This is a genomic window from Streptomyces sp. YKOK-I1 (assembly GCF_054660435.1).
Genome location: NZ_BAAGDR010000001.1, coordinates 592959 through 617475, shown reverse-complemented (window position 1 = coordinate 617475; position 24517 = coordinate 592959). Strand labels below are relative to the sequence as shown.

The following is a 24517-nucleotide window of genomic DNA, read 5'->3' as shown; positions in this document are numbered from 1 at the left end:
GGCCGGCGGGCGCGGCTGGAAACGGCTGGCACTCCTCCCTGTGATTGTCGGATCGGCGCGATAAGGAAGCGGTAATAAATCCCTGTGAATCGGGCGGCCCGGTTCTCAGTCGCGGGCCCGAGCCACGAGAAGTGCCACGTCGTCGTGGTTGTCGGGGTGGTGCAGCTCGGTCAGCAGATGGTCGCAGAGCTCCTCCAGCGGGCGCCGGGGGTCGTCCAGGAGCGCGAGCAGCGTGTCCAGGCGCTCGTCGAGGGAGTGCACCCGGGTCTCCACCAGCCCGTCCGTGTACAGCACCAGCTGGTCGCCGGCCGTGAACGCGACGTCGGTCGAGGTGAAGGCCACCCCGCCCACGCCCAGCGGGGCGCCCGTGGGCAGCTCCAGCAGTTCCGGCGGCACCCCCGGGCGCACCCGGGCCGGCGGCAGATGCCCGGCGTTGGCGATGCGGCAGCGGCCCAGCCGGGGGTCGTGGACGGCGTACACACAGGTGGCGATGGAGTGGTCCAGGCCCTGGGTGATCCGGTCGAGGTGCTCCAGGAGCACCGCCGGGTCGAGATCGAGCGAGGCCAGGGTGGTCGTCGCGGTGCGCAGCCGGCCCATCGTCGCGGCGGCGTCGATACCGCTGCCCATCACGTCGCCGACCACCAGCGCGGTCTTGCCGTCCTCGAGCGGGATGACGTCGAACCAGTCCCCGCCGACCTCGGTGGTGGCGCCCGCCGGCTGGTAGCGCGAGGCGACCTCCAGGCCGCCGGTGACCGGCGGATGGCTGGGCAGCAGGCTGCGCTGGAGGGTGAGCGCCGTCGTACGGGCGTTCTGGTACCAGCGGGCGTTGTCGATCTGCACAGCCGCGCGGGCCGCCAGTTCCCGGGCGAGCAGCAGGTCGTCCCGGCCGAACGGCAGTGGGTTGTGGATCCGCTTGAGGTCCAGCGCGCCGAGCACCTCGCCGCGGGCGATCAGCGGGACGGCCATACAGGAGTGCACCCCGGCGCGGGCCAGCAGCCCGGCCGCCTCGGCGGAGGGCGCGATCCGGGCCAGGTCCGCCTCCTCGACCTGCGCGATCACGACCGGCTGCCCGGTGCGGACGCACTCCGTGACGAGCTGGTCGGGGGCGTAGCGGACCACCTCTCCGGCCGGGTCGGCGGCGCGCAGCGCCTCGGGCGCGTCGACGGCCCGGACCGCCAGGGAGCGGATGGCGGCCGCCTCGGTGGGGTGCGGACCGTAGGGGCGGCCCGCCACCACGTCGTCGAGCAGGTCCACCGAGGCCACGTCCGCCAGTTCCGGCACGGTCACCTCGGCCAGTTCGTGGGCGGTGCGCTCCAGGTCGAGGGTGGTGCCGATGCGGGCCGAGGCGTCGGCGACCAGCGCGAGCCTGCGCCGGGCAGCCTCCGCCTCCAGGCCCGCCCGGTACTGCTCGGTGACGTCGACGACCGAGGCGGCCACGCCCAGCACGGTGCCGCGCGAGTCCTCCAGCCGGTACAGCGAGACCGACCACGCGTGGTCGCGGTCCGGGTCGGCCCGGGTCCGGCCGACCGTGGACCGGTCGACGAGCGGCTCCCCGGTCCGCAGCACCTCCCGCACCGCCGCCTCCAGCGCGTCCGCGTCCACCGAGGTCAGCACCTCGCGGATCCGGCGGCCGAGGTGCTCCTCGGGCGGCAGGCCGTTGATCCGGGCGAGCGCAGGGTTGACCGAGACGAACCGCAGGTCCGGGTCGACCACGGCCAGACCGATGGGGGACTGGGCGACCATGCGCGTGGACAGCGCCACGTCCCGCTCCAGCCGGCGCACCGTCGACTGGTCCGCGGCGAGCCCCAGGGCGTAGACCGTGCCCTGGTCGTTGACCAGCCGCATGTTGCGGAACTCCACCATCCGGGTGGACCCGTCCTTGCGGCGGACGGGAAAGGCCCCGGCCCAGCTCTGGCCGGTCACCATGACGTCGGCGAACAGCTTGACGACCAGGTCGACATGGCGCTCGTGGATCATCACCTGGGCCGCGTACCGCCCCAGCGCCTCGTCCGCCGTGTAACCGAACAGCTCCTCGGCCTGCGGGCTCCACAGCACGACGCGCCCCTTGGTGTCGAGCACCACCGAGGCCACGTTCAGCACGTCCAGCAGCCCGCTGGGCAGGGCGGGGGCGCCGCCCGCGGCGGTGGACGATCCGGCTGCCGCACTCATGCCACGCACCGCCTCCGCACCTCGCCGAGGCACGCTGTCCCCCGTGCCGACTCCCCCTGTTCCACGGCGCTCAATCCTTTTCTCCCACGGACCGGGGCGTACTTCTCCATGCTCCTCCAGTACGCGGGCGGACGCCGTTCGCCTCAAGACCGGAGTGGTGCTTTTCTGGGGTTGTGGCGCGGTGTGCGGGGAACCCGCGCAGCCCCGCCACGACGCACGAGAGGAGCGATCGCGATGGACCGTGCACGACCGCACGAGGAGCCCGTCTCCCTCGAGATCAGCGGATGCAGCAAGGAGGACGCGCGGATCGTCTTCGACACCCTCTGCGCCTGCTTCGAGTCCGACCGCGGCCCCGACGAGGTGCCGCAGCAGCTCCACGAGACCCGCCCGATGGTGTGGCTGGGCACCTTCGAGGTCACCGAGGCCCACGAGTGCCCGCCGCCCGCCCGGCTCTCGGCCTCCGTCGAGGCCGACGCCCAGGGCGGCTACTGGGCGATCGAGCGGCTGCGCTCCACGCTCGACTCGATGTTCTCGGTGCGCGACCTGACCTCGGTCTCCGGGGACCAGGAACGCGAACTGCATGTCCTCCTGGAGAGCAGGTGAGTGCCGCACGTCACCCCTGAACTTGTTTTGCAACTAGTTGCATAAACCGTGCGCGGTCCTCTAGAACTGGAGGCGAACACCGCCGCGCACGGAGGCCGCCGCCATGAGTCGTTACCCCCATCTGCTGAGCCCGCTCGACCTGGGCTTCACCACGCTGCCCAACCGCGTCCTGATGGGCTCGATGCACGTCGGCCTGGAGGAGGCCGATCGCGGCTTCGCGCGCATGGCGGAGTTCTACGCCGCCCGGGCCCGCGGTGGAGTGGGCCTGATCGTCACCGGCGGCATCGCCCCCAACGACGAGGGGCGCCCGTACGAGGGCGGCGCCAAGCTCACCACCGAGGAGGAGGCGGAGCAGCACCGCGCGATCACCGAGGCCGTGCACCGCGAGGGCGGCCGGATCGCGATGCAGATCCTGCACTTCGGCCGCTACGCCTACCACCGGGACCTGGTGGCCCCGAGTCCCCTCCAGGCGCCCATCAGCCCCTTCCCGCCCCGTGAGCTCACCGACGCCGAGGTCGAGCGCACCGTCGACGACTACGCCCGCACCGCCCGCCTCGCCCGGCAGGCCGGCTACGACGGCGTCGAGATCATGGGCTCCGAGGGCTATCTCATCAACGAGTTCATCGCCGCCCCGACCAACCACCGCACCGACCGCTGGGGCGGCTCGTACGAGAACCGCATGCGCTTCCCCGTCGAGATCGTGCGCCGGGTGCGCGAGGCGGTCGGCGAGGACTTCATCGTCGTCTACCGGCTGTCCATGCTGGACCTGGTGCCCGGCGGCTCCACCCTGGACGAGGTGGTCACCCTCGCGCAGGCCGTCGAGGAGGCCGGCGCGACGATCATCAACACCGGCATCGGCTGGCACGAGGCCCGGATCCCCACCATCGCGACCTCCGTGCCGCGCGGCGCCTACACCTGGGTGACGCAGCGGCTGATGGGCGCGGTGAGCATCCCGCTCGTCACCACCAACCGCATCAACACCCCCGAAGTCGCCGAGCAGTTGCTCGCCGAGGGCCGCGCCGACATGATCTCCATGGCCCGGCCGATGCTCGCCGACCCCGACTTCGTGAACAAGGCCGCGGCCGGTACCCCGGAGGCCATCAACACCTGCATCGGCTGCAACCAGGCCTGCCTCGACCACACGTTCAGCGGACAGATCACTTCCTGCCTGGTCAACCCGCGCGCCTGCCACGAGACCGAACTCGTCCTCTCCCCGACCCGGCTGCGCAAGCGCGTCGCGGTCGTCGGCGCCGGACCGGCCGGCCTCGCCTGCGCGGTGTCGGCGGCCGAACGCGGCCATGACGTCACGCTGTTCGACGCGGCGGACGAGATCGGCGGCCAGCTCAACGTGGCCCGCAAGGTCCCCGGCAAGCAGGAGTTCGACGAGACGCTGCGCTACTTCCGCCACCAGCTCGACGCACACGGTGTGGACGTCCGCCTCAACACCCCCGTCGCGGCGGGCGACCTGACGGGCTACGAGGAGGTCGTCGTCGCCACCGGCGTCGCCCCGCGCACCCCCGACATCCCGGGCGTCGACCACCCGAGCGTCGTCGGCTACCTCGACGTCCTGCAGGGCGGCGCGCCCGTCGGCGACCGGGTGGCGATCCTCGGCGCGGGCGGCATCGGCTTCGACGTCGCCGAGTTCCTCACCGACGGCGGCGACGGCGCGAGCGAGGACCCGGCGGTGTACTTCCGCCAGTGGGGCGTCGACATGGAGTACGCGGCCCCCGGCGGCCTCGCCGCCCCCGAGCGCCCCGCCCCGCCGCGCACGGTCCACCTCCTCCAGCGCAAGACCAGCAAGGTCGGCGCCGGCCTCGGCAAGACCACCGGCTGGATCCACCGCACCGAGCTCAAGCACCGGGGCGTCACCATGGTCCCGGGCGTGCGCTACGACCGTATCGACGACGCCGGCCTGCACATCACCGTCGGTGACGAGAGCACGGTCCTGGAGGTCGACACCGTCGTGCTGTGCACCGGCCAGGACCCGCGCCGCGACCTCTACGAGGCCCTGCTCGCCGCCGGGACGAAGGCGCACCTCATCGGCGGCGCCGACGTGGCCGCCGAACTCGACGCCAAGCGCGCCATCAAGCAGGGCACCGAGCTGGCGGCGGCACTGTAGGCCCGTAGGGGCCCCTCCCTAGGATGACGTCATGTCACTCCCGCACGCGATCCTCACCGCCCTGCTCGAGAAGCCGTCCTCGGGGCTGGATCTGACCCGCCGGTTCGACAGGTCGATCGGGTACTTCTGGTCGGCGACGCACCAGCAGATCTATCGCGAGCTGGGAAAACTGGAGGCCGAGGGCCATATCCGCGCGCTGCCCGCCGCACAGCCGGCCCGGGGACAGAAGAAGGCCTACGAGGTCCTGCCCGCGGGCCGTGCCGAACTGGCGCGGTGGACGGCCGCGTCGCAGGATCCCAAGCCGCTCCGCGACGCGCTGCTGCTCAGGCTGCGCGCCGCGGCCGTGGTCGGCACCGCCGGCCTGGAGGCCGACCTGCGCCGCCACCGGGAGTTGCACCGGCGGCAGCTGGCCGAGTACGAGGAGATCGAGAAGCGCGACTTCCCGCCCGGTGACGACAGCGCGCAGGCCAGGCTCCAGCACCTGGTCCTGCGCGCGGGCATCGAACTGGAGACCTTCTGGATCCAGTGGCTCACCGAGGCACTGGAGAACCTGCCGGTCGTGGAGGACATCCCGTAGGGGGACAGGACTTCTCGGGCGGTACGGCCGCTACAGGCGGTACGGCTTCGCGCGGCGGCGCAGGAACCAGGCCGCCGCGATCACCCCGACGCCCACCAGCGCACCGCCCACCCCCATCGTCACCGGACCGACGTCCCGGGCCGCGCCGCCGAGCCCGCCCATCACACCCCGCGACGGTGACGCGGACGCGGTGGCGGAGATCGTCGGGGTGGACGGGGCCGACACGATCACGGACTGGGTGCCCGCGGTGGTCCCGTTGGAACACATGACGACGACGGTGTAGGTGCCGGGGGAGACGCCGGACCAGGCGGCGGACTGGCTGACGCTCGTCCCTGACAGCGCCACCTGGCGCCCCTGGGAGAAGCTCGCCTGACCGCTGCCCAGCAGGGCCGCGGTGCCCCAACTGCCGTTGATCTGGGTGCAGGCGCTGGTCACCACCGACACCGTGGAGCCGGTCGTGCTCACGGAGATGCCGGAGACCGCGGCCGCCGGCTGTGCGGTCAGGACGAGCGGCAGCACGGCGGCGGCTGCCACGGCCGGTCCCGAGCGGAGAAGAAGACGGGAAGTGCGCATCGGATGCCCTCCGGCGGCACGGTTGGCGGTACATCCCTTGCGCCGCCGAGGGTCGGGTACGCCCGTGCTGCCTCAGGGGCAGCCAATGCGCCCCCGGACCGGCCCGCACCCGGACCGCATCCGCGCAGGTGACGGATTCCTTCGGACGGCCCAGGCGACGGACGTCAGCCGCGCGCCCCGGTCGTGACGGACCGTTCGGCCGAGTACGCCCCCCACGTCCCGTCCGGCAGCCGCGCCCGCAGCCGCACCCGGTGCGCGACCCCCTTCTCTCGTCCCAGGTAGAAGCTGTACGCCGCCCTGCCGCGCGGAGGTGCCCCGCCCCACACCAGCGAGGTGACCGTCGAGCCGTCGAGCCGGATCCCGTACTCCGTGACCACACCGTCCACCGGGGGCGCCACCCAGGACAGGTCGAGGTAGTACGCCCCGTCGGCCGCGCGATGGGTCGTGGCGCGGAAGCCGGAAGGCGCCGTCCCCGCTCCCTCCCCGGCGCCGGCCGGCGTGGTCACGCGGACGGCCGGGCCCGCCGGGGACAGGTTGTCGGCGGCGTCCCGGGCCCGGACGGTGAACGCGTACGCGGTGCCCGGCCGCAGCCCCGTGACGACGGTCGCCGTCTGGCCCCCGCCGACCGTGTGGATCCGCGCACCGCCCTGACAGACGTCGTACGACACCACCTTCCGGTCGTCCGTCGAGGCCGACCAGGACAGCTGGACCGCGCGGCTCCCGGCGGCCCGGCCGGTGACCCGGCCCGGGCGGGTCGGCGGCGAGGTGTCCGCCGGAGCCGCGGCCGGGGTCGTCACCCGCACCCGTCGGCCGGGCGGCCCGAGCCGGCCCTCGCCGTCGCGGGCCCGCACGGTGAAGACGTAGGAGGTGGCGGGCGCGAGCCGGACGACGTCCAGCATGTGCGCGGAGCCGGGCACGTCGGCGACCTTCGCCGTGCCCCGGTAGACCTCGTAGACGTCGACCGGCGGATCGGCGGCGACCGCGTTCCACATGACGTGCACGCTGGTCGCGCTCCCGGCCCGCGCGGTCACCCCCGTGGGAGCGCCCGGGGGCCGCTCCCCGCCCCCGCCGTCGGCCGAACACCCGCACGCCAAAGCCAGCGCCAGCCCGCAGAGCAGCACACGGCGCACGGCTTCGCCTCCCGGGACCGACGCACGGCCATATTGGTCCGGACCAATATGGCGTGAGAGTGCGGGCGCGGCAAGACGGCAAGCTCATGAAGACGGCCGCTGGGCTCCGGGGGTTGCGTGACGGCTCAGGAAAGTTACGTATGCTGAACCTCCTCCCGGCCCGAACTCTCCTTGAGGGAGGTCGAGTTCCGGCCGGTGGCGCGGACCGCTGTCGTCGCTGATCCCGCGCCGGCGCAGCGGGCCGGGGGGCCGGAGCCGAGAGGGCACCGGCCCCCCGCCCCCTGTCGGGCCGTCAGAAGCGTGCACCGTACGGCCCCCTCGGATTGGCCTGGGCAGGCCGCTCCCACCAGATTGGGCTGAGTGTCCGTCACCGTCCCACGAGAGGGTCCCCCCACGTGCGCGCCCAGTCGCTGACCCTGGCCGCGGCCGGCCTCGTCCTGCTGGCCCCGACCACCGGCTCCGTCGCCGCCCGCCACGACCGGGGCAGCCCGGGTGCACCCGGGATACGCCACGAGGGCGCCGTCCGCGCCGCAGACCTGCTGGCCCGGGTGCGCGACTGCGCCCCCGTGTCCCGGGGCCGCTACCGCACGGACGACGGGACGCCCGCCACCGTGCCCGTCTGCGGCGCCCGCGAGGCGGTGTACTGGACGGCCGACATGGACATCGACTGCGACGGTCGCCCCGGGGCGCACTGCAACAGCGGAACCGACCCGCTGTTCTCCGACGCCACCGCGTTCCCCCAGTCCGACGGCCGCTACCTCAGCGCCGAGACCCTGCCGTACATCGTGGTGCCCGAGGCGAGCGACCTCTGGAACCCCCGCGATCACGGGGTGGGCGGAGGCGCGGTGGCGGCGGTCGTCTACCGCGACCGGGTCCAGTACGCGGTCGTCGGCGACGTGGGCCCGCCCGATATTATCGGCGAGGCGTCCTACGCCACGGCCGCGGCCCTCGGCATCCGCCCCGACCCGCACGGCGGCGGCGCGCCCTCCGGGGTCACCTACATCGTCTTCAGGAACTCCCGCGCCACCCCGATCGAGAGCCACGAGTCCGCGGTGGAGGTGGGCGAACGGCTGGCCCGCTCGTTCGTGCGGTCGGCCGACCGGGCGGCGCAGGGGCCGGGCGCGGCGGGCGGAGGCGCGGCGGACCGGCCTCCGGGTGCCCCGGCGGGCCGGGGCTCGGCGGCCCGCACGGACCAACGGTCCGAGGCCGACCCGGACGCCCGGGCCGCAGGGGAGGCGACGTCGGAGGAGCCGGACGGCCGTGGTGCCGAGGAGGCCGAGGGCGATGAGGGCACCGAGGAGAGCCCGGAGGCCACCGACGCCGGGACGGACGAGGAGGCGGACGAGGCGACCGGGGCGGAGGCGGGCGAGGAGTAGGGGTGCCGGAGCGGCCGCCCCGGCCGGAGCAGGTCCGCGCCGCGGCGGCCCCGGGTCAGACCGCCGACCAGCCGTCGTCGACCGGCAGGACCACGCCGTTGATGTTGCTCGCCGCGTCCGAGGCGAGGAACACGATCGCGGCGGCCTGCTCCTCCGCCTCGGCGAGCCGGCCGACGTTGACGAAGTGCGGGCCGAGCGCCGCCGGACCGTGGGCCCCCTGGTCGGCGTCGACGACGATCGCGGTCTTCGTGCCGCCCGGCGCGATCGCGTTGGCCCGTATGCCCTTGCTCCGGTACATCACCGCGAGGTTCTTGGTGAGTCCCACGATGCCGTGCTTGGAGGCCGTGTAGGCGGCGCCGGCCGCGCTGCCCCGCAGGCCGGCCTCCGAGGCGGTGTTCACGATCGCCCCCTTGCCGGCGGCGAGCATGTGCGGCAGCACCGCGCGGGTCAGCAGGAAGGGCGCCGTGAGATTGACCCGGATGACCCGCTCCCACTCGGCGTCGGTGACGTCCGCCAGGGCCGACATCCGGTCCATGATCCCGGCGTTGTTGACCAGCACGTCGATGCCGCCGAAGCGCTCGACCGCGGTGCTCGCCACCTCGTCCACGACGGACTGCTCGCCGAGGTCCCCGGTGACCGCGACGGCCGTACCGCCCGCCTCCTCGATCTCCTTGACGACGGCCTGCGCGCCGTCCGCGTTGAGGTCGGCCACCAGCACACGCGCTCCCTCCGCGGCGAAGGCCAGGGCCGTGGCGCGCCCGATGCCCGAGCCCGCTCCGGTGACGACGACGCTGCGGCCTTCCAGTCCAGTGGCCATGGGGTGCTCCTAGCTGCGTTGTGCGCGCTGTCCGCGCTGATGGCGACACCCTACGACTTAATGTCTGTGAGTGACATAAATTCGTGGGGGAGAATTCGGAAGGCACGGAGGATCTTGTGGGCGGCGACCCGGACCGGAGGACGACTGGATGACGACATCCCGTGGACGCACGGGCCGGCCGCCCCTGACCGAGGCGCGGAAGGCGGAGATCCGGCTGGAGATCGCCCATGCCGCGGTGCACCTCTTCGTGGCCCAGGGCGTCGCGGCCACCACGGGCGAGCAGATCGGCCAGGCGGTGGGCGTCTCCGCGCGCACGGTCTGGCGGTACTTCCCGAGCAAGGAGGCCTGTGTACGGCCCCTGCTGACGGCCGGCATCGACACCCTCGCGGCCTGTCTGCGGGAGTGGCACCCGGGCACCGCCCTCGGCGACGCCCTGGTCCGGATCCTGGAGGCCGACGAGCGGATCGTCGTCGGACCCGACCCCGCCACCGTGGGGGCGCTCGTCCGGCTGACCCGCACCGAACCGGGCCTGCGCGCCGTCTGGCTCCAGACCTACGACGAGGCCGAACCGGCGTTCGCGCGCGCCCTCGCCGAGCGGTCCGGGCTGCCCGCGGACGCGCTGCGCCCGGCGATCCAGGCGGCGATGTTCAACGCGGCCCTGCGCGCCGCCGTGGAGCAGCACGCCTGGCACGCCACCGACGGCGCCCCCGACCCGGCGGCGGCCCGGACCGAACTGGCCCGGGCCATCCGCGCGGCCCTCACCGTCGTAGGAGAGGGCCTGAAGTGAGCCACCGCCGGGGCGTCGTACGCCCGGCGGTCGAACGGCGCGGCCGGGTCACACCTTGCGGTAGTCGTATGCCTCGGACGCGGCCGCCGTGACCGCGTCGAGGTCGGCCCCCGTCGACGCGGTGACCACCGCGGCCACCGCGCCCTCGACGAACGGGGCGTCCACCAGGCGGGCGGACGCGGGGAGTTCGTCGCCCTCGGCGAGCAGCGCCTTGACCGTCAGGACGGCGCTGCCCAGATCGGTGAGGAGGGCGACACCGGCGCCCCGGTCCACGGAGGCGGCCGCGGCGGACACCAGCTCCGCACTCGTGCCCAGCCCGCCGCCCTCGGTACCGCCCGCCGCCGCGACGGGGACGGCCGCGCCGCCGCCCGCGAGGCCCTTCGCCAGCTCGGCCACGGCGGTCGCCACCGCCGCGCTGTGCGAGACCAGCACGATCCCGACCAGCTTCTCGTCGCTCACCGTCGCCTCACTTCCCGTTCACTTCCCGTCGGCCTCGACGAGCGCCGCGATCAGCAGGGCGGACGAGGTGGCCCCCGGATCCTGGTGCCCGATGCTGCGCTCCCCGAGGTAGCTGGCCCGGCCCTTGCGGGCCTGCAGCGGTGTCGTCGCCTCGGCGCCCCGCTCGGCGGCGGTGCCGGCGGCGCCGAAACCGTCCCCGAGCGCGGCGACCGCCGGCACCAGGGCGTCGATCATCGTCTTGTCGCCCGGCGCGGCGCCCCCGAGCTGCATCACCGCGTCCACCCCCGCCCGCAGCGCGTCGGCGAACTCCGCCTCGCTCACCTCGGCCGCGTCGCCGAGCGCCTTCCCGGTCCGGCGCAGCAGGGTGCCGTACAGCGGGCCGGAGGCGCCCCCGACGGTGGAGATGAGCTGGCGTCCGGCGAGGATGAGGACCGCGCCCGGGGTATCCGGCTCCTCCTTCGCCAGCGCGGCGGTCACCGCGGTGAACCCGCGCTGGAGGTTGCTGCCGTGGTCGGCGTCCCCGATGGGGGAGTCGAGGGCGGTGAGCCGTTCCGCCTCGCGGTGGACGGATGCGGCGGTCGCCGTCATCCAACGGCGGAAGAAGTCGGCGTCGAGCACAGGATCTCCCCTCACATGCCCCAGCGCAGGCCCGGTGTGCTCACCGGCGCGTCCCACAGGCGCAGCAGCTCCTCGTCGATCTGGCAGACCGTCACCGAGGCGCCGGCCATGTCGAGGGAGGTCACGTAGTTGCCGACGAGCGTCCGGGCGACGGCCACCCCGCGCTGGTTCAGCACCCGCTGCACCTCCGCGTTGAAGCCGTACAGCTCCAGCAGCGGGGTGGCGCCCATGCCGTTGACCAGCACGAGGACGGGATTGCGCGGGGGCATGTCGTCCAGGACGGCCTGGACGGCGAAGTCGGCGATCTCCCCGGACGTCATCATCGCCCGCCGCTCCCGGCCCGGTTCGCCGTGGATGCCGATGCCCAGCTCCAGCTCGCCGGCCGGCAGGTCGAAGGTCGGGCTGCCCTTGGCGGGGGTGGTGCACGCGCTGAGCGCGACACCGAAACTGCGGGAGTTCTCGTTCACCTGACGGGCGACGGCCTGGACCCGCTCCAGCGGCTGCCCCTCGTCGGCGGCGGCGCCCGCGATCTTCTCCACGAACAGCGTCGCGCCGGTACCGCGGCGCCCCGCCGTGTACAGACTGTCGGTGACGGCCACGTCGTCGTTGACCAGGACCTTGGCGATCTGGATGCCCTCGTCCTCGGCGAGCTCGGCCGCCATGTCGAAGTTGAGCACGTCGCCGGTGTAGTTCTTGACGATGAACAGCACGCCCGCGCCGCTGTTCACGGCGGCCGCCGCGCGCAGCATCTGGTCGGGCACCGGGGAGGTGAACACCTCACCGGGACAGGCCGCCGAGAGCATGCCCGGTCCGACGAACCCCCCGTGCAACGGCTCGTGCCCCGACCCGCCGCCGGACACCAGCCCGACCTTGCCGGCCACCGGGGCGTCCCGCCGTACGACCACCCGGTTCTCCACGTCGACGGTCAGCTCGGGATGGGCGGCCGCCATCCCGCGCAGCGCGTCCGCGACCACGGTCTCCGGAACGTTGATCAACATCTTCATGGGTACCTCCTACTGACACGAGCAGGCTGGGTTCCTCCGAGGGAATTATCGACCTTGTGGCGGTGAAGGTCACGTGGGCGGTGGTCCGGGGGACCGCGTCGCGCGGGGGAAGAGGCGTTCCACCGCGCCGACCAGCGCGGAGCGGCGGGCGTCGAGGGACGGGTCCGCGGCCTTCTCCGCCGCGACGGCGCCGATCTCGGTCTGGGTCGCCCAGGTCGTCGCGATCTGGTTCACCAGGGCGAGGATGTCGACGGGGTCCCAGGCCGGGTCGAGGAGTCCCGCCCGCTGCGCCTCGCGCAACTGCTCGACCTTGCGGGTGACGGTCGCCTGGACGGGGGCGGCGGTGCCGGCGAGTTCCAGGCGCCCCCAGGCGATCAGCCGGTGGTGGTCGGGGCGGGCGACGGTGAAGTGGTCGAAGAGGCGGCCCGCGTACCCCGGCAGGTCGGCCGGGTCCATCGGGGTGGCCTCCGCGACCAGGGCCAGTTCACGGGCGGACACATGCGCGTAGAGCGCCTCCTTGCCGCGGAAGTACGCGTAGACGCGCTCCTTGCTGGTCCTGGCCTGCTTGGCGATGCGGTCCACCCGGGCGCCGGCGATGCCGTGGCGGGCGAACTCGTCCCTCGCGGCGGTGACGATCCGCTCCCGGGTCGAGTCGGCGCCGTCCTGGGCGGCGGGCTCGGCGGTCTGGTCGGTGCTGGGTGAACGGCGCATACGAACAGGATAAGTGGCCGAACCGTTTCGTTTGGTGTTGCGGAGGGTGAGGCGCAGGGTCAAACCAAACAGTCTGGTTTGGTGCAAGCGCCCGCCGGACTCCGCACCCATGTCTGGAGAGAACCCATGCAGCACCGCACCCTCGGCTCCCAGGGACTGCGCGTCTCGGCGCTCGGTCTCGGCACCATGGGGATGACCCTCGCCTACGGCTCCTCGGACGAGCGGGAGAGCGTCGCCACCATCCGTCGCGCCCATGACCTCGGGGTCGACTTCTTCGACACGGCCGAGCTGTACGGCGGCGGCACCGGGAGCAACGAGATCCTGCTCGGCGAGGCCGTGCGGGACTTCCGGGACGAGGTGGTCCTGGCCACCAAGTTCGGTTTCGACATGACCGCCGAGCGGCTCGGCGCCGGGTTCGACAGCCGCCCCGAGAACATCCGCAAGGTCGCCGAGAACAGCCTGCGCCACCTGCGGACCGATCGGATCGACCTCTTCTACCAGCACGTCTTCGACCCCGACGTGCCGGTCGAGGAGGTCGCGGGCACGGTCGGCGAGCTGATCGCCGAGGGCAAGGTCGCGTACTTCGGCCTCAGCAACGTCGGCCCGCAGTACATCCGCCGCGCGCACGCCGTCACCCCGGTCACGGCCCTGCAGTTCGAGTACTCGCTCTTCGAGCGCGAGGTGGAGGAGAAGACCCTGCCCGTCCTGCGGGAGCTGGGCATCGGCCTCGTGCCCTACTCCCCGCTCGGCCGCGGATTCCTCACCGGTGTGGTCAAGCCCGCCGCCGAGTACCCGGCGGATGACATGCGCAGCTGGGACGAGCGCTGGCAGGGGGAGAACTACACCTACAACCTGAACGCCACCGAGCAGCTCAAGGAGCTGGCCGCCGCGCAGGGCATCCCCCCGCCCAGCTGGCGCTGGCCTGGCTGCTCGCCCAGGGCGACGACATCGTCCCGATCCCCGGCACCCGCAACGCCGACCGCCTGGCGGAGAACACCGGTGCCACGGACGTCGACCTCACCGGCGCCGACCTCGCACGGCTCGCGGAGATCCTGCCCCGCGGCTCGGCGGGCGGCCGCTACCCCGCCGCCCTGCTGTCCGCCATGTCGACCGACTGACGGCACGGCGTGCGGCCACGGGGAGCGTTCCAGGTCGGTCCAGGCCGGTCCAGGCCGGTCCAGGCCGGTCTCGAAAGCGCTTCCCCGTTGCCGTGGACAAGCAGGTACATTTTCCGGGTCGAGCGGGCACCGTACGCGGCCTCGAAGCAGCCGTTCCCGCTCCTTCGGCGGAGCAGCCCCACAGGAGCAGCCCCACAGGAGCAGTCTCATGGACCAGGCCGTGCGCCGGCGCCGTCGGGCGCTCTTCCTGGTGTTCCTGATCGTGGGGATGTCGATGTCCTCGTGGGTGACCCGCACGCCCGCGATCCGGGACCGGCTGGAGGTGTCCACCGCCCAGATGGGGCTGGTGCTGTTCGGGCTGTCGCTCGGCTCGATGCTCGGGATCAGCTGCTCGGGGCGGCTGGTGTCCCGGTTCGGCACCCGGCCGGTGATCGTCTGGGGGACCTGGCTGCTCATCGCGGGGATGGCCGTGATCTGCGCGGGCGCGCTCGCCTCGTCGGTCGCCGGGGTCACCGCGGGCCTGTGTCTCTTCGGCGCCGGCATGGGCGGCGGAGACGTGGCCGTGAACGTCGACGGCACCGACGTCGAGCGGATCGGCGGGACGACCACCCTGCCCGCGCTGCACGGCTGCTTCAGCCTGGGCACGGTGTTCGGGGCCGGTGCCGGGATGGCGGCGACGGCGGCCGGGGTGCCGGTGCACTGGCATCTCGCGACGGTCGTCCTGCTCGCCGCGGGGCTCCTGCTGTTCGCCGCGCACGCCATTCCGGCGGGCACCGGCCGGGTCGTCCGCGGGGAACGACGGGAGGGGGACGCCGAGGGACGGCACCCCGCGGTGTGGAAGGACGGCCGGCTCCTCCTCATCGGCGCGATCGTGCTGGCCATGGCGTTGGCCGAGGGCTCGGCCAACGACTGGCTGCCGCTGCTGATGGTCGACGGACACGGTATGGACGCCACCGCGGGTTCCCTCGTCTACGCCGGGTTCGCCGCCGCGATGACGCTGGGCCGTTTCGGCGGCACCTACGTCCTCGACCGCTTCGGCCGGATCACCGTCGTGCGCGCCAGTGCCGCGTCCGGCGCGCTCGGTCTGCTGATCGTCATCGTCTCCGACAGTCCCGTCCTCGCCGGTGCCGCCGTGCTGTTCTGGGGACTGGGCGCCTCGCTCGGATTCCCTCTGGCGCTCTCCGCCGCCGGGGAGTCCGGTCCCGACGAGACGGCCCGGGTCGGCCTGGTGGCCGTCATCGGCTATGTCGCCTTCCTCGTCGGCCCGCCCGGGCTGGGCTTCCTCGGCGATCACATCGGCCTGCGCCCCGCCATGCTCGTCGTCCTCGGCTGCGTCGCCTGCGCGGCCTTCCTGGCCCCCGCGGTCGACACGTCCGCACGCCGGGTCGCGGGCGCGGCGTCGCCGCGCCACGAGACGCCGGACCACACCCGCTCCTGACCCGCCGCGCCGGGCCCCGCCCTCAGTGGCGCGGCGGGCCGCTCGGGCTCAGCGCGCCGAACGCCTGGTCCAGAAGGTCCTCGAGATCGAGACGCCCGTCCGAAGCCGTCCAGTGGTCCAGGGCGACGTTCAGGCAGTCCAGTGCGGCGGCGGCCCGCACATGCAGGGCGACGGACACCCCCTGCCCGGGCCCGGAACGCTCGGCCAGGGCGTCGGCGAGCACGGGCTGCCACCCCCGCTGCTTCTCCAGCTGGCGCCCGCACAGGGCCGGGGTGTCCAGGACCAGGCGGGTGAGCCGCAGTGCGCTGGCCGGATCGCGGCGGTAGTTCCCGACGACGGTGTCGAAAGCGCGCCTGAGCGCCTCCCAGTCGTCCTCCGCCGCGGGGCGCTCGCGCAAGGCGTCGGCGACCTGTCGCCCATGGGCGTCGAAGGCGCTGAGGACGGCCTCCTCCTTGCTGCCGAAGTACCGCAGGAACGTACTGCGGGAGACGCCGGCCGCCGCGGCGAGATCGTCCAGGGTGACGCTCTCGTAGCCCTCGCGCAGGAAGAGCCCGAAGGCGGCCTGGGCCAGTTCGGCGCGTACGGCGGCCCGGGCGATCTCTCGTGTCGTACTGCTGCGTGCTGCTCGGCTCACGCCGGGATCGTACCGCGTACGAGACAAGGTTGCAGAGCTGGCTCTTCATTCCTAGTCTGACACTGAGTTCCATGATTGAAATGGAGAGGCACATCGTGATGAAAACCCTCGCTCTCATCGGCAGCGGCATGATCGGCGGCGCGCTCGCCCGCCTTGCCGTCGCCGCCGGTCTGGACGTCGTCCTGAGCAACTCCCGCGGCCCGGAGACACTGGCCGGACTCGTCGCCGAACTGGGCGGCCGGGCCCGTGCCGCGACGCCGGAGGAGGCCGCCCTGGCCGGTGACCTGGTGGTCGCGACGATCCCGCTGAAGAACTACCGACTGCTGCCCGCTCGCGCCCTCGCCGGCAGGACGGTGATCGACACGATGAACTACTACCCGGACCGCGACGGCCGGTTCGACGCGCTGGAGACGGGTGAGGTCACGTCCACGGAGCTGGTGCAGCGGCAGCTCCCCGACGCGCACGTGGTGAAGGCCTTCAACAACATCGACTTCCGCCGGCTGCTCACCAGCGCGCGCCCCGCCGGCTCCGCCGACCGCAGCGCCCTGCCCCTCGCGGGCGACGACCCGTCGGCCAAGGCGGAGGTGGCCCGGCTGCTGGACCTGCTCGGCTACGACGCGGTGGACATGGGGGCCGCCCGCGACAGCTGGCGCAGTCGGCCCGGCACGCCGGTCTATGTGCAGCCGTACATGGCGCCGCGACCCGAGGGCCTCGGTCAGGAGGAGGGGCAGCGCTGGTTCTTCGAGACCCCCGGCGTGCCGCTCCCCGTGCGCCGCGTGGAGGAACTGCTCGCCGCGGCCACCCGCTGACCGGCCGGCCTCACTCCCCGGCAGCGGAGGGCGGCGACGACCACTGGCGTCGTGCCGCGGCGAGCAGCTCGGTGATCTCCGCCGCCCGTCGGACTCCGCCGAACACATAGTGGTCCGGGCGGGCCAGCACCGCCTCGCAGCCGTGCGACCGCAGCCAGGGGGCGAGGACGGGCACCTCCTCCCGGTACGTTCCCCCGGGCGCCGGACCGTCCGACGGCCGCAGAGGTACGAGCCGGACGGGGAACCCTCCCTCGGCCTCGTGCGCGCGCAGGGCCGACTCCGCGGCGCGGACGTCGGCGTCCTCGCCGAGCACCAGCCGGAAGGCGTCGCCGGTGAACGCGTCCAGCAGCCCGCTTTCTCCCCGGCTGTCGATGACGCGCGGCTGGGGAAGGATCCCGCCCCGCGCGGGGGAGCCGTCGGGCGAGAGGAAGCCCGCGCGGATCGGCGGGATGAGGGACTGGCGGACGGTGCCCAGGGGCCGGGCCGCCAGTTCGGCCAGCAGTGCCGCATCACGCGACGCCGCGGCCACCTCGTCCCGCTCGCAGATGATCCGCCCGAACTCCTTCGCCGTGGCCGTCACCTGGAGCACATGCGGCTCGCGCTCCCGCTGGTAGGTGTCGAGCAGCCCGCCGCCGGCACCCCCGTGCCGGTGCGCGGCCAGCTTCCACACGAGGTTCGAGGCGTCGCGGATTCCCTGGCACATGCCCTGCGCGAGGAACGGCGGTGTCATATGGGCGGCGTCCCCGAGGAAGAACAGCCGCCCGGCACGCCACTGTCGCAGAACCAGGGCGTGGAAGCGGTAGGCCGACGCCCGCCACAGGTCGTAGTCGGCCGGGTCCAGCCAGCGGGAGAGGAGCTCACGGACGACCCGGGGCTCGGTCATCTCCTCCGGATCCTCGTCCTTGTTGATCATCAGCTCCCAGCGGCGGAGCCGGCCGGGCCCCACCACGAAGGTGCTGGGCCGGGCCGGCTCGCAGTACTGCACGTTGGTCCGCGGCAGCTCCTCGCCCGCGCCGGGGTGCAGCAGGACGTCCACCACGAGCCACGGTTCGTCGAACTCCAGGTCGCGCAGGGGCAGCCCCGCGCGTGCCCGGATCGGGCTGCTGCCGCCGTCGCACGCCAGGACGTACCGCGTGCGGACCGTGCGTCGGCGGCCCGCCCCGTCCACCGTCGCGACGGTCGCGCCTTCGCCGTCGGTCCGCACGTCGGTCACCGTGGTGCCGAGCCGGACGTCGACCCCGGCCGCCCCGGCGAGGCGGTGCCGGAGGGCCTTCTCCAGCTCCGGCTGGAGGAAGACGTAGTTGGGCGCCCAGCCCAGCGGGTGGGGCGGCGGCGCGGTGTCGATCCGTTTGATGACCTGCCCGTGGCGGTTGCGGTACTCCGACGGGCGGTACGGCATCACATGCGGCGCGAGCGCGTCGGCGAGGCCGAGGCCGCCGAAGGTGCGCATGGCCTCCTGGTCGAACCCGATGGCACGCGGCCGTGGCTCGACGGCCGTGGCCCGGTCGAACGCCACCGCGGTCAGCCCGTGGGCGCCGGCCAGATTCGCCGCCGTGGCGCCGACCGGGCCGAGGCCCACGATCGCCACGTCGGCGTCGAATGCGTCTGTCACAAGAGCCCCCCACTGCACCGCAGAGACCGTGTTGACCTGCTGAACCGCTCGCAGCGTATTTGTATGAACTTTGACAGTCAAGGGTCGAGCGAATTGTTGCCGGGCGGGTCGCGCGCGGGCAGGGCCTCCCCGGGCTCGTGCCCGCTCGTGCCCGCTCGTGCCCGCTCACCAGGGCGGCTTCCTCGCGGGACCGCTCCCCGTCCAGGCGATGGTGGCCACCCGGGAGTGCCCGATCCGCTGCCTCTGCACCCGACCGCCACCCCTGAGCCCCGCCCTGCGGTAAATTAGTAGGACGTCCTAGTATCTCGGGGTCGGCGTACCCCTGACCCGTCCGGGAAGGTCCCCATGAGCGAAGTGCACCGTCCCGTGCACCCCATTCGACTGATCACCGCCTCGGCCCTGTTCGACGGGCACGACGCGTCCATCAACATCATGCGCCGGATCTTCCAGTCCCAGGGCGCGGAAGTGATCCACCTCGGCCACAACCGGTCGGTGCAGGAGGTCGTGGACGCGGCGCTGGAGGAGGACGCCCACGGGGTGGCGGTCTCGTCCTACCAGGGCGGGCACGTGGAGTATTTCGAGTATCTGGTCGACTCGCTGCGCGCCCGGGGCGCCGAACACGTCCGGGTGGTGGGCGGCGGGGGCGGGGTCATCGTCCCGGAGGAGATCGCCCGGCTGCGGGGGAGCGGGGTGACCATCTTCTCCCCGGAGGACGGTCAGCGGATGGGCCTGGCCGGGATGGTCAACTCGGTCGTCGCGGACTGCGACTTCGACCTGTGGGACGGCAAGCCCGCCGATCTGTCCGCCGTCCTCGCGGGCGACCGGTTCGCGATCGCCCGCGCGATCACCGGCGCGGAGCTGGGCAAGCTGCCCGGCGACTTCCTCGCCCAGGTGCGGGCCGCGGCGGCGGCCCGGACGGTGCCGGTGCTGGGCATCACGGGGACGGGCGGTTCCGGCAAGTCCTCGCTGACCGACGAGCTGGTGCGCCGTTTCCGGGTCGACCAGCAGGACAAGCTGCGGATCGCGGTGATCGCGGTCGACCCGACCCGCCGCCGGGGCGGCGGCGCGCTGCTCGGCGACCGCATCCGGATGAACTCCCTGGACGGCGCCCGGGTGTTCTTCCGCAGCCTCGCCACCCGGGGCAGCCGTGAGCTGCCCGAGCACCTGTCGGACGTGATCGACGTGGTCAAGGCGGCCGGGTTCGACCTGGTGGTCGTGGAGACGCCGGGCATCGGCCAGGGCGACGCGGCGATCGTGCCGTTCGTCGACACGTCGATGTATGTGATGACGCCGGAGTTCGGCGCCGCCTCGCAGCTCGAGAAGATCGACATGCTCGACTTCGCCGACGTCGTGGCGATCAACAAGTTCGAGCGGCGCGGCGCGAAGGACGCGATGCGTGACGTGGGCCGTCAACTGGTCCGCAACCGGGAGGCGTTCGGCAAGCGGCCGGAGGACATGCCGGTGTACGGCACCTCGGCGGCCACCTTCAACGACGACGGGGTCACCGCGCTCTACCAGCACCTGAGGACCGCCCTGGGCGAACAGGGGCTGCCGCTGGTCCAGGGCGCGCTGGCGCCGGTCGACGTACGTCACTCCTCCGGCATCCGCCAGGTGGTCCCCGCCGACCGGGTGCGGTATCTCGCCGAGATCACCGACACGGTGCGCGCCTACCACGCCGAGACCGGCCGGCTGGCCGAGGCGGCCCGGCGCGTGCAGCGCCTCGACGCCGTACGGGGCGAACTCGCCGCGGCCGGCTCCGACGCCGCGAACGTCCAGTCACTGCTGGACGGCGCCCGCCGCGACCTCCCGCACGAGATCACCGAGCAGCTCGCGAACTGGCCCGCGGTCGTCGCGGCCTACTCCGGCGACGAGCAGGTGGTGAAGGTCCGGGACAAGGAGATCCGCACCAAGCTGACCCGTGAGTCCCTCTCCGGGAACAAGGTCCCCCGGGTCGCCCTGCCCCGGTTCACCGACCACGGTGAGCTGGTGCGGTTCTGGCGCGCGGAGAACCTGCCCGGTTCCTTCCCCTTCACCGCCGGGGTGTTCCCCTTCAAGCGCGACGGCGAAGACCCGGCCCGGATGTTCGCCGGTGAGGGCGACCCGTTCCGCACCAACCGCCGTTTCAAGCTGCTCTCCGAGGGCCAGCCCGCCACTCGCCTGTCCACCGCGTTCGACTCCGTCACCCTCTACGGCCGTGACCCCGACGAGCGCCCCGACATCTACGGCAAGGTCGGCACCTCGGGCGTCTCGGTGGCCACCCTCGACGACATGAAGGCCCTCTACGACGGCTTCGACCTGGTCGCCCCCACCACCTCGGTGTCGATGACGATCAACGGTCCCGCGCCGACGATCCTGGCCTTCTTCCTCAACACGGCGATCGACCAGCAGACCGAGCGGTTCCGCACCGCCGAGGGCCGCGAGCCGAACGAGGAGGAGACGGCCGGGCTGCGCGCCCGTGCCCTGGCGGACGTGCGCGGCACGGTGCAGGCGGACATCCTCAAGGAGGACCAGGGGCAGAACACCTGTCTGTTCTCCACCGAGTTCTCCCTGCGGATGATGGCCGACATCCAGGAGTGGTTCATCGCGCAGAAGGTCCGCAACTTCTACTCGGTGTCGATCTCCGGCTACCACATCGCCGAAGCGGGCGCGAACCCGATCAGCCAGCTCGCCTTCACCCTCGCCAACGGCTTCACCTACGTCGAGGCCTACCTCGCCCGGGGTATGCGTATCGACGACTTCGCCCCCAACCTCTCCTTCTTCTTCTCCAACGGCATGGACCCCGAGTACTCGGTCCTCGGCCGGGTCGCCCGCCGGATCTGGGCCGTCGCGATGAAGGAGAAGTACGGCGCGGGCGAGCGCTCCCAGAAGCTGAAGTACCACGTCCAGACCTCCGGACGCTCCCTGCACGCCCAGGAGATGGACTTCAACGACATCCGCACCACCCTCCAGGCGCTCATCGCGATCTACGACAACTGCAACAGCCTGCACACCAACGCCTACGACGAGGCCGTCACCACCCCCACCGAGGAATCCGTCCGCCGCGCCCTGGCCATCCAGCTGATCATCAACCGGGAGTGGGGCCTGGCGATGAACGAGAACCCCCTCCAGGGCTCCTTCGTCATCGACGAACTCACCGACCTGGTGGAGGAGGCGGTGCTCGAGGAGTTCGAGCGGATCAACGAACGCGGCGGTGTCCTGGGCGCGATGGAGACCGGCTACCAGCGCGGCCGGATCCAGGACGAGTCGATGCTCTACGAGCAGCGCAAGCACGACGGCAGCCTGCCCCTCATCGGCGTCAACACCTTCCGCAACCCGCACGCCGACACCGCCGAACCCGCCACCGTCGAACTGGCCCGCGCCACCGAGGAGGAGAAGCACTCCCAGCTCTCACGGGTCCGCGACTACCAGGCCGGTCACCGCGACCGGGCGCACGCGGCCCTGGCCGCCCTGAAGGACGCGGCGGTGAACGACCGCAATGTCTTCGCGGTCCTCATGGACGCCGCCCGGGTCTGCTCGCTCCAGCAGATCACCGACGCGTTCTTCGAGGTGGGCGGCCAGTACCGCCGTAACGTCTGATCCATGGCCAGACCCGCGCCCCGGGGAAAGGGGCGCGGGTGCGGCCCTGTCTCCAGGGCCTGGACTATGACGAGCGTTATAGCCAAGGGTGTACGGCCGGATCGGTGCGGCCGGAGAGAGCGCGGTCGTGACCAAGTCCAGTGCGCCGTCGCGGGAACGCAGCGTGGCCGGTGGCAAGCGGCAACTCGCGACCGAGGCGGTGAGCTACGCCCGGGAAGCGATCGCTGTGGCGCGGCATCGTCGTCGAGAGTGACTTCCGGGCGGGCTGTCCCGTGCTGGCCGTCTCCGTGGAGGAGCCTCCGGACGAGGTGGCGGGCGAGGCGGCGACGCCCGCCCTCGCCGCCGCGGAGGCCTTCGCGACCTGGGAGCGGCTGCCCGCCGACGCACTGTGCGTGCGCGGCGCCGCCCCCGATCAGGCCGCCGAACTCGCGGCCCTGGTCGTGGCCGCCGTCGAGGGAGCCACCGCCAGGTGCCGGGCCGGGCGCAGTGTCAAGCCGCTGGACCGGTTCGCCCCGGCAGCTCGAAGCCGTGCTCGCGGGTGCCCTCAGGCGCGCGGACTGACGGCGGAGAGCGCCTCGGTGTGCCGCGTCAGTCGGTGATCGCCGCGCGGATCGCCTCGGCCGGTGTGGAGAGCAGGCGCCCGCCGATCGCCATCATGTCCGGCTCGCGCTCCAGCAAGTGCACCCGGAACCCGGCCCGGGCCGCCGGGGCGAACCGGCCCGCCTCGGGCACCGGAACCGCGTCCGTCGGAGTCCCGGCCGGCGCCCGGCGCTGCTCCGGGATCTGTAACGAGTGTCATAGGGGCCCGGCCCCCGGTGGCGTGCGGAGGCGGTGCGGGCCCGTCAGGCGGATTCCCGCCCGGAGTGGCCGCCCCGGTGGTGTCCGTGGTCGCCGTGGTGGCCCTTGCCGTGTGAGGAGTCCTGGTCGGTGCCGGTGCCGGTGCCGGTCTCCGTGCCGGCGTCGGTGTCGTTGTCGCCGCCGGACGGGCAGTTCGGGTTCTCGTCGTCTCCGGGGGCCTCGCCGGTGTCGTCGCCGTCGTCCCCGGTTCCGGGGTCGGGGGTCGAGGTCTGGGGCGGCTCGGGCTGCGGGGTCTCGGGGGAGGGTGTCGTGGGGGCCGGGGTCTCCTCCGAGCCGTCGTCCTTGCCGTCGTCGGCAGGGGGAGGCGTCTGCTCCTCGGCCGGCGGGGTGGCGGTGGGGGAGGGCTCCTCGGTGCCCTTCCCGTCACCGGTCGTGGCGGGCCGCCCGGTGTCGGCCGTCGAGGGCGCGGTGTCGGTCCGGACACCCCCGGCGGCGTCGGCCACCCGCACGGACGGTGACCGGTCCGCGGCGGCCTCCACCGGCGCGGCGGCCTGTACGGGAGGATCCGCCGGCGCCTCCGTCACGGGCAGCCGGCGCACGGGCGCGTCGGCGATCGGGGTGCGCTGGGCCGGTATCGGAGCGGACTCGCCCGAACCGATGACCAGGACGAACGCGGCGGCCCCCGCCACGAGCGCGCCCGCCGCCACCGCGGCCTGCGCCTTCGAGCCGCCGACCGCGACATGACGCACGCCGTGCAGCAGACCGGCCCCGTGCCCGCCCGCCGCAGCCGCGGCGCCGGCGGATCCCGCGGTGAAGGTCATGAGGAACTTGCCCGTGCCGCCCAGCGCGAACAGCAGCAGGGCGGGCGCGGCGATCGCCGGCAGCCGGTCGTTGGCGCGCATCAGCGCGGCGAGCCGGACGCGGCAGTCGTCGCACGCGTCCACATGGCCGAGCAGCCGTTCACCCTGGCGCGGGGTCGCGGCGCCCCGGACGTACGCGGGCATCCGGGCCCAGTGCACCTGGCACGCCGGGTCCTCCGGGGCGCCGGTCTGGGTGCGCAGGAAGGCCTGTCTCATGCCCTCCCGCGCGCGGTGCAGCAGGACGGCCGTCGCCCCCTCCTTGGTGCCCAGCTGCGGCCCGATCGCGGCCAGCGGCTGCCCCTCCGCCTCGGCCAGCCACAGCGCCTTGACCCAGCGCTCGGGCAGCTGGCCCAGCACCCGCACCACCAGATCGACCTGGGACACCTGCTCGGCCGGGTCGCCCTCGTGTGTGCCGCCCGGCTCCGCCCGCTCGTCCGTGTGCGGGTCCCGGGGCGTCTCGCGCACCGCGGTCCCGGAGGCGATCGCGAGATGCCGCACCGTCGTCCTCAGATACGCCGGCACGTTCTCGATCTCGTGCCCTTCGGCCAGCCGTCGCCACACCCGGAAGTGCGCCTCGGCGACGAGGTCCTCGGCGGTCCAGGCGTTCCGGGTGAGCGAGCGGGCGTAGGCGACGAGTCGCGGCTGCTGCTCCTCGTAGATCCGGGCGTACGCGGCGGTCGCGGAGGCTTGAGCGGGGACGGCAGTGGACCTGTCGGTCATGGAGGAACG

At 73.3% G+C, this 24517-nt stretch carries 21 protein-coding genes and 1 pseudogene; 10 read left to right on the top strand and 12 right to left on the bottom strand.

What is annotated here, in order from left to right:
* Window positions 1-105: 105 nt before the first annotated feature.
* On the bottom strand, window positions 106-2169 hold the full coding sequence (locus ACYQ8Q_RS02845; protein ID WP_460061522.1) for a SpoIIE family protein phosphatase: 2064 nt from the start codon (window positions 2167-2169) through the stop codon (window positions 106-108).
* Between the two features lie 234 nt (window positions 2170-2403).
* Between ACYQ8Q_RS02845 and ACYQ8Q_RS02840 the strand changes: the two genes are divergently transcribed.
* From ACYQ8Q_RS02840 to ACYQ8Q_RS02830, 3 genes are all read left to right on the top strand, one after another.
* Entirely contained in the window at window positions 2404-2772 is a 369-nt protein-coding gene (locus ACYQ8Q_RS02840; RefSeq protein ID WP_460061520.1) for a hypothetical protein, read from the top strand.
* 103 nt (window positions 2773-2875) lie between these two features.
* Complete coding sequence (locus ACYQ8Q_RS02835) at window positions 2876-4891, top strand: FAD-dependent oxidoreductase (RefSeq protein ID WP_460061518.1); 2016 nt, start codon at window positions 2876-2878, stop codon at window positions 4889-4891.
* 31 nt (window positions 4892-4922) lie between these two features.
* On the top strand, window positions 4923-5468 hold the full coding sequence (locus tag ACYQ8Q_RS02830; protein ID WP_460061516.1) for a PadR family transcriptional regulator: 546 nt from the start codon (window positions 4923-4925) through the stop codon (window positions 5466-5468).
* A 30-nt stretch (window positions 5469-5498) separates the two neighbouring features.
* On the opposite strand, the gene ACYQ8Q_RS02825 is transcribed toward ACYQ8Q_RS02830, so the two are convergent.
* On the bottom strand, window positions 5499-6041 hold the full coding sequence (locus ACYQ8Q_RS02825) for a hypothetical protein (protein ID WP_460061515.1): 543 nt from the start codon (window positions 6039-6041) through the stop codon (window positions 5499-5501).
* 164 nt (window positions 6042-6205) lie between these two features.
* Entirely contained in the window at window positions 6206-7171 is a 966-nt protein-coding gene (locus ACYQ8Q_RS02820; protein WP_460061513.1) for a fibronectin type III domain-containing protein, read from the bottom strand.
* A gap of 395 nt (window positions 7172-7566) precedes the next feature.
* Here ACYQ8Q_RS02820 and ACYQ8Q_RS02815 point away from each other — a divergent pair, with 395 nt between their 5' ends.
* Window positions 7567-8547 carry a glycoside hydrolase family 75 protein gene (locus ACYQ8Q_RS02815; protein WP_460061511.1) on the top strand — a complete coding sequence of 327 codons (981 nt, stop codon included), beginning with the start codon at window positions 7567-7569 and terminating at the stop codon, window positions 8545-8547.
* 55 nt (window positions 8548-8602) lie between these two features.
* Here the strand turns inward: ACYQ8Q_RS02815 and ACYQ8Q_RS02810 are convergent, their stop codons facing one another.
* Complete coding sequence (locus ACYQ8Q_RS02810) at window positions 8603-9364, bottom strand: SDR family NAD(P)-dependent oxidoreductase (RefSeq protein WP_460061509.1); 762 nt, start codon at window positions 9362-9364, stop codon at window positions 8603-8605.
* A gap of 148 nt (window positions 9365-9512) precedes the next feature.
* On the opposite strand from ACYQ8Q_RS02810, the gene ACYQ8Q_RS02805 reads away from it, so the two are divergent.
* Complete coding sequence (locus tag ACYQ8Q_RS02805; protein ID WP_460061507.1) at window positions 9513-10151, top strand: TetR/AcrR family transcriptional regulator; 639 nt, start codon at window positions 9513-9515, stop codon at window positions 10149-10151.
* 48 nt (window positions 10152-10199) lie between these two features.
* Here ACYQ8Q_RS02805 and ACYQ8Q_RS02800 read toward each other — a convergent pair whose 3' ends face one another.
* The 4 genes from ACYQ8Q_RS02800 to ACYQ8Q_RS02785 form a co-directional block, all read right to left on the bottom strand.
* Window positions 10200-10610: a PTS-dependent dihydroxyacetone kinase phosphotransferase subunit DhaM gene (locus ACYQ8Q_RS02800; RefSeq protein WP_460061504.1), complete on the bottom strand. Its 411-nt coding sequence runs from the start codon at window positions 10608-10610 to the stop codon at window positions 10200-10202.
* A gap of 18 nt (window positions 10611-10628) precedes the next feature.
* Complete coding sequence (dhaL, locus tag ACYQ8Q_RS02795; RefSeq protein WP_460061503.1) at window positions 10629-11228, bottom strand: dihydroxyacetone kinase subunit DhaL; 600 nt, start codon at window positions 11226-11228, stop codon at window positions 10629-10631.
* Window positions 11229-11239: 11 nt separating this feature from the next.
* Complete coding sequence (gene dhaK / locus ACYQ8Q_RS02790; RefSeq protein ID WP_460061501.1) at window positions 11240-12232, bottom strand: dihydroxyacetone kinase subunit DhaK; 993 nt, start codon at window positions 12230-12232, stop codon at window positions 11240-11242.
* 69 nt (window positions 12233-12301) lie between these two features.
* Window positions 12302-12943, bottom strand: a complete 642-nt coding sequence (locus ACYQ8Q_RS02785; protein WP_460061499.1) for a TetR family transcriptional regulator — start codon at window positions 12941-12943, stop codon at window positions 12302-12304.
* A 126-nt stretch (window positions 12944-13069) separates the two neighbouring features.
* Between ACYQ8Q_RS02785 and ACYQ8Q_RS02780 the strand changes: the two are divergent.
* Together ACYQ8Q_RS02780 and ACYQ8Q_RS02775 are read left to right on the top strand one after the other, a co-directional pair.
* A pseudogene (locus ACYQ8Q_RS02780) lies at window positions 13070-14061 on the top strand (aldo/keto reductase).
* A 208-nt stretch (window positions 14062-14269) separates the two neighbouring features.
* Window positions 14270-15499 carry an MFS transporter gene (locus ACYQ8Q_RS02775; protein ID WP_460061496.1) on the top strand — a complete coding sequence of 410 codons (1230 nt, stop codon included), beginning with the start codon at window positions 14270-14272 and terminating at the stop codon, window positions 15497-15499.
* Between the two features lie 22 nt (window positions 15500-15521).
* On the opposite strand, the gene ACYQ8Q_RS02770 is transcribed toward ACYQ8Q_RS02775, so the two are convergent.
* A complete protein-coding gene (locus ACYQ8Q_RS02770) occupies window positions 15522-16133 on the bottom strand; it encodes a TetR/AcrR family transcriptional regulator (RefSeq protein ID WP_460061493.1) in 612 nt (203 codons plus the stop codon).
* 98 nt (window positions 16134-16231) lie between these two features.
* Between ACYQ8Q_RS02770 and ACYQ8Q_RS02765 the strand changes: the two genes are divergently transcribed.
* Window positions 16232-16942, top strand: a complete 711-nt coding sequence (locus tag ACYQ8Q_RS02765; RefSeq protein ID WP_460061492.1) for an NADPH-dependent F420 reductase — start codon at window positions 16232-16234, stop codon at window positions 16940-16942.
* 10 nt (window positions 16943-16952) lie between these two features.
* Here ACYQ8Q_RS02765 and ACYQ8Q_RS02760 read toward each other — a convergent pair whose 3' ends face one another.
* Window positions 16953-18554 (bottom strand): bifunctional 3-(3-hydroxy-phenyl)propionate/3-hydroxycinnamic acid hydroxylase, encoded by a 1602-nt coding sequence (locus tag ACYQ8Q_RS02760; protein ID WP_460061490.1) that lies wholly within the window; start codon window positions 18552-18554, stop codon window positions 16953-16955.
* A gap of 345 nt (window positions 18555-18899) precedes the next feature.
* Here ACYQ8Q_RS02760 and icmF point away from each other — a divergent pair, with 345 nt between their 5' ends.
* Window positions 18900-22130 carry a fused isobutyryl-CoA mutase/GTPase IcmF gene (gene icmF, locus ACYQ8Q_RS02755; RefSeq protein WP_460061487.1) on the top strand — a complete coding sequence of 1077 codons (3231 nt, stop codon included), beginning with the start codon at window positions 18900-18902 and terminating at the stop codon, window positions 22128-22130.
* Between the two features lie 272 nt (window positions 22131-22402).
* Window positions 22403-22729: an LmrA/YxaF family transcription factor gene (locus tag ACYQ8Q_RS02750; protein ID WP_460061485.1), complete on the top strand. Its 327-nt coding sequence runs from the start codon at window positions 22403-22405 to the stop codon at window positions 22727-22729.
* Here ACYQ8Q_RS02750 and ACYQ8Q_RS02745 read toward each other — a convergent pair.
* The gene (locus ACYQ8Q_RS02745; RefSeq protein WP_460061482.1) at window positions 22719-22862 is read right to left on the bottom strand and encodes a hypothetical protein; all 144 of its coding nucleotides are present in this window, start codon (window positions 22860-22862) and stop codon (window positions 22719-22721) included. The two genes, ACYQ8Q_RS02750 and ACYQ8Q_RS02745, sit on opposite strands and share 11 nt — an antisense overlap.
* Before the next feature lie 110 nt (window positions 22863-22972).
* Complete coding sequence (locus ACYQ8Q_RS02740; RefSeq protein ID WP_460061481.1) at window positions 22973-24508, bottom strand: sigma-70 family RNA polymerase sigma factor; 1536 nt, start codon at window positions 24506-24508, stop codon at window positions 22973-22975.
* Window positions 24509-24517 lie beyond the last annotated feature (9 nt).

Coding starts and splice junctions, on each gene's coding strand:
- ACYQ8Q_RS02845 (WP_460061522.1), bottom strand. CDS start 2,169: ATGAGTGCGGCAGCCGGATCGTCCACCGCCGCGGGCGGCGCCCCCGCC.
- ACYQ8Q_RS02840 (WP_460061520.1), top strand. CDS start 2,404: ATGGACCGTGCACGACCGCACGAGGAGCCCGTCTCCCTCGAGATCAGC.
- ACYQ8Q_RS02835 (WP_460061518.1), top strand. CDS start 2,876: ATGAGTCGTTACCCCCATCTGCTGAGCCCGCTCGACCTGGGCTTCACC.
- ACYQ8Q_RS02830 (WP_460061516.1), top strand. CDS start 4,923: ATGTCACTCCCGCACGCGATCCTCACCGCCCTGCTCGAGAAGCCGTCC.
- ACYQ8Q_RS02825 (WP_460061515.1), bottom strand. CDS start 6,041: ATGCGCACTTCCCGTCTTCTTCTCCGCTCGGGACCGGCCGTGGCAGCC.
- ACYQ8Q_RS02810 (WP_460061509.1), bottom strand. CDS start 9,364: ATGGCCACTGGACTGGAAGGCCGCAGCGTCGTCGTCACCGGAGCGGGC.
- ACYQ8Q_RS02805 (WP_460061507.1), top strand. CDS start 9,513: ATGACGACATCCCGTGGACGCACGGGCCGGCCGCCCCTGACCGAGGCG.
- dhaK (WP_460061501.1), bottom strand. CDS start 12,232: ATGAAGATGTTGATCAACGTTCCGGAGACCGTGGTCGCGGACGCGCTG.
- ACYQ8Q_RS02785 (WP_460061499.1), bottom strand. CDS start 12,943: ATGCGCCGTTCACCCAGCACCGACCAGACCGCCGAGCCCGCCGCCCAG.
- ACYQ8Q_RS02775 (WP_460061496.1), top strand. CDS start 14,270: ATGGACCAGGCCGTGCGCCGGCGCCGTCGGGCGCTCTTCCTGGTGTTC.
- ACYQ8Q_RS02765 (WP_460061492.1), top strand. CDS start 16,232: ATGAAAACCCTCGCTCTCATCGGCAGCGGCATGATCGGCGGCGCGCTC.
- icmF (WP_460061487.1), top strand. CDS start 18,900: ATGAGCGAAGTGCACCGTCCCGTGCACCCCATTCGACTGATCACCGCC.
- ACYQ8Q_RS02740 (WP_460061481.1), bottom strand. CDS start 24,508: ATGACCGACAGGTCCACTGCCGTCCCCGCTCAAGCCTCCGCGACCGCC.